General features: G+C 37.2%; 5 protein-coding genes. 3 read left to right on the top strand and 2 right to left on the bottom strand.

Annotated elements, in window-relative coordinates; translation table 11 throughout:
* Positions 1 to 220: 220 nt before the first annotated feature.
* Positions 221 to 781 carry an outer membrane beta-barrel protein gene (locus D0T84_RS21650; RefSeq protein ID WP_370525546.1) on the bottom strand — a complete coding sequence of 187 codons (561 nt, stop codon included), beginning with the start codon at positions 779 to 781 and terminating at the stop codon, positions 221 to 223.
* Between the two features lie 333 nt (positions 782 to 1,114).
* Here D0T84_RS21650 and D0T84_RS21645 point away from each other — a divergent pair, with 333 nt between their 5' ends.
* A complete protein-coding gene (locus D0T84_RS21645) occupies positions 1,115 to 1,996 on the top strand; it encodes an AraC family transcriptional regulator (protein WP_163310007.1) in 882 nt (293 codons plus the stop codon).
* Positions 1,997 to 2,106: 110 nt separating this feature from the next.
* The gene (locus tag D0T84_RS21640; protein WP_163310006.1) at positions 2,107 to 2,415 is read left to right on the top strand and encodes a hypothetical protein; all 309 of its coding nucleotides are present in this window, start codon (positions 2,107 to 2,109) and stop codon (positions 2,413 to 2,415) included.
* An 81-nt stretch (positions 2,416 to 2,496) separates the two neighbouring features.
* Here the strand turns inward: D0T84_RS21640 and D0T84_RS21635 are convergent, their stop codons facing one another.
* Positions 2,497 to 2,793, bottom strand: a complete 297-nt coding sequence (locus tag D0T84_RS21635) for a hypothetical protein (RefSeq protein WP_163310005.1) — start codon at positions 2,791 to 2,793, stop codon at positions 2,497 to 2,499.
* Between the two features lie 268 nt (positions 2,794 to 3,061).
* Between D0T84_RS21635 and D0T84_RS21630 the strand changes: the two genes are divergently transcribed.
* A complete protein-coding gene (locus D0T84_RS21630) occupies positions 3,062 to 3,334 on the top strand; it encodes a hypothetical protein (protein WP_163310004.1) in 273 nt (90 codons plus the stop codon).
* Positions 3,335 to 3,490: the final 156 nt, after the last annotated feature.

Raw genomic sequence — 3,490 nt, 5'->3', positions numbered from 1 at the left:
AGTTTGCTAAGAATTTGAGCGAATAATGTTATTTTTGCCATGAGAGGTTCGTTTTTTGTGTTGCACCTCAAAGGTAACTTTAAGGAACAGAAAACGAAAACCTCTCACTTTTTATTTAGGACGCTATTGATTCTTCATTTTTTTATAACCATCAGTACCAAAAATATAAAAGCCGTCCCAATGCTGGAACGGCCTTATTATTTCAGAATAATTTATATTCTTAGAATACGATGCTTACACCAAGTTCTGTCTGACCAAGGTCGAAATCGAATCCGAAATCATCGCCTTTTACATCACCTAGTTTAACATGTTGGTAACCTAAGAAACCAAATTTACCGGTTAATGTAATTCTGTTTGATACATTTACTGCTACGCCCGGACGGAAACCTACTTCCCATGCATTAAGTTTCAGTTTGTTTGTAGTTGCATCACCGTCAGAATCATACTCTGTTACATCGCTCTTACCATAAGTATAGCCAACGCCGCCATCTACAAATAAGCTACCCATGCTTCCTTTAAGGAAAGCCATACGGATAAATGGATTTACAGTAAATGAATCCTTGAAAGTATCTTCTGATCCTAATACACTTTTGTTGTGAGCATATCCTAATTTGATACCTACTCCCATATTTTCGGCAAAAGCATAACCTATTTCAGGAATAATTCTGTAAGAAGAAACTCTGTCTCCGCCGCCTACCTTAGTGCTGTTGAAACCGACTGCACCACCAACCCAGATTTGACCAACTTCCTGAGCAGAAACTGTAGTTGCTAAACCTAACACAATTGCAAGAGTAAAAAATAGTTTTTTCATAAAGTTTAATTTAGTTTGTGATTTACCTTTTTTAATTAACTCAATCTTAATTTTGTGAATCTCTCGAATCACGGGGGGCAAAGTTCTGACAAATAAATTCCCCTAAAAAGGTCTATTAGGTCTTAAAGATGTCCTAAAATTCTTTTTTTAGCGCCAACGGAAATAAACTGCTGACTATCAATATATTCCATAATTTATTTTTAACATCTATTCGATTCTGTTTTTATTTCCCTATGCTTTTTAACTAAAAAATATTATGTTTGCAGTGGCTTATACAAACAAAATACAAACTATATACATAATATGAAACTAGCCAAAATATATCTTGATGATATTTCAGAACATATAGACCCTTTTGCAATCAAGAACTTTATAATATCAGACAAAGCCGTAATATTCCCTCCTCTTTCTTCAAACTTCCCGTTTGTACTCGATGGAGTGGCTTTTGCTATTTGTATCAACGGAAAAGCGCGCGTCAAGATAAACTTTAAAGAATATGATATTGAGAAAAATATGATCATTACCATAATGCCATATTTCGTTACGGAATTCATAGAGCGAAGCGACGACCTGATGCTTGAGTTCCTTATTTTTTCTATGGATTTCCTTACCGAGATGCCGACAGTCTCTAATTTCGATATTTCCAGAAGCATCATGCAGGATTCCTGCTTAAGGATAACTGAGGCCGATGCCGCAAAATACCTGGATTTCCACTCTTTTATTGTAAAACAGTATAAGCGCAGGGAACATCCATACCGAAAAGAAATGGCTAAAAGCCTCTTATACGCTATGCTCGCAGAAATCGGAGGAATATACTATAATACAATAAAAGAGAATAATAACGAAGAAGAAATAATCCCTTCTTCGCATCAGGAGGAACTTATATCCCGCTTCTTCAAACTGTTATTGTTGCACCATAAGCAAGAAAGATCGCTCCAGTTCTACGCAGATAAGATGTGCCTTACACCTAAATACCTGTCTACAACCGTAAAGGACAGGACAGGGCGTACTGCTTTTACATGGATCAACGAGGCTCTGATCGCATCATCCAAGCATTTACTCAAAACAACGGATATGACTATATTGCAGATTTCTGACGAAATGAGCTTTCCGAATGCCTCTTTTTTCGGACGTTTTTTCAAAAAGCATACAGGGCTTACCCCTATGCAATACCGGGAAAATTGAAATGAATGCAGCGGACCTGTTCCGGCTCATTCCGGTTCTACTGTTGCAAAAGAATCCTGCGGGATAAAAAGAATTTAAAGACTGTTTCAATAATATAATAATAAACGAATATGAATAAGTGCCCCAACTGCGATGCAGAACTAACTGATAACCTGGGTGTCTGCAAAAGATGTAACTATAGCCTCTATGAAGGGCGGGTAATCGGATATGCGGAAATGTACCCTGAAAAGAAAGAACTCAAATGCCTGCGTTGCGACCTCAAACTATATTTCGCGGGTAATTTTAACTTCCATGAGGGAATGAGAGTAGGCCTGTTGGGCAACCTCCTCGAAGGGCTGGGAAACAAAGAAAGCTTTGACCTATACGTGTGTCCCAAATGTGGTAAAGTCGAATTCTTTTTGCCAAAAGAAAAAGACTAAGGTACATGACCTGTTTACTGCTTTGCTACATATAACGATAAGAGATCGTTATTCTGAAAACTACGGTCAAGTACTTTCCTGTTATTGATAGATAAATTTCCTTAGCAAAGGATTCTTGTCAATATCCTCATATTTGCGAACGCTGACGCCTAGCTTTTCGAATAACTTGCGAATAAGAGGATCGATGTCCATTACATACAGTTCTTTGATACGCTTGGTCAATAACCAAAGCGCCAAATAATTGACGTCCTTTTTTACGATAATATCCTTTTCTACTTCTACTATCGAATTACCGTCGGTATGTAATACAATTATAGGAATTGTATTGGTATCGGATTCGTCAATCTTGTCATCTTTAAGAAACAGGGCTATTTTCATAAGACTAACTTTTAGTTCAATTGCATTAGTCGTTTTCTCGCAATGTCATAATTAACTACGTTGACCGTTGGTTCAAGTAAACTTGATTCTGCCTTCATTGCTTAACGAAAACGTTGGATAAAGTACAGAAATATATATGGTTAACAAAAGTCCTAAATAACGGTATAAATGTTCAAAAAGACCTATTATCTAAATATTTGAACAAAATACGCACCCTTAATGTTTTAAATGTAAATATACTACACATTATAAATAAAAAGCAAACATTATGAAAAAACTTTTAATTGGTGCGGCAGCTGGTATAGGTCTGGCTCTTGTGATTTACAAATTAGCGGAAAGCGGAAAGCTTGACGGATTATGTGACGACTTCGATAAAGTATCGGGACAAGCCAAGAAAAAGATCAAAGATGGTATTGATGTAGGCAAAAACCAACTGGAATACCTGAAAGAACGTGCTGCCTCCAAATCGGAACAATTAAGCGAATTAGCTGACGAAGTGGAAAAGAAGGTTTTAGACAAACTGAACAAGGCCAAAAGCTAATTCTGCGATTACTTATTTATGGATAAAGAGAACGGATTACTTCTAGAGGTAATCCGTTCTCTTTTAGTTCGCCCAGCATGGGTGTATTCTAATGGGTGCAAGTCCCTCACACGCCCTAACAACGGGAAGTGTCTAGCCTTGAGCAAGGGTGTCCTT

This window comes from Dysgonomonas sp. 521 (genome assembly GCF_010501055.1).
Taxonomy (GTDB): Bacteria; Bacteroidota; Bacteroidia; order Bacteroidales; family Dysgonomonadaceae; genus Dysgonomonas.
Note: the sequence above shows the minus strand (reverse complement) of the source record. Positions and strands in the feature narration are given on the sequence as shown.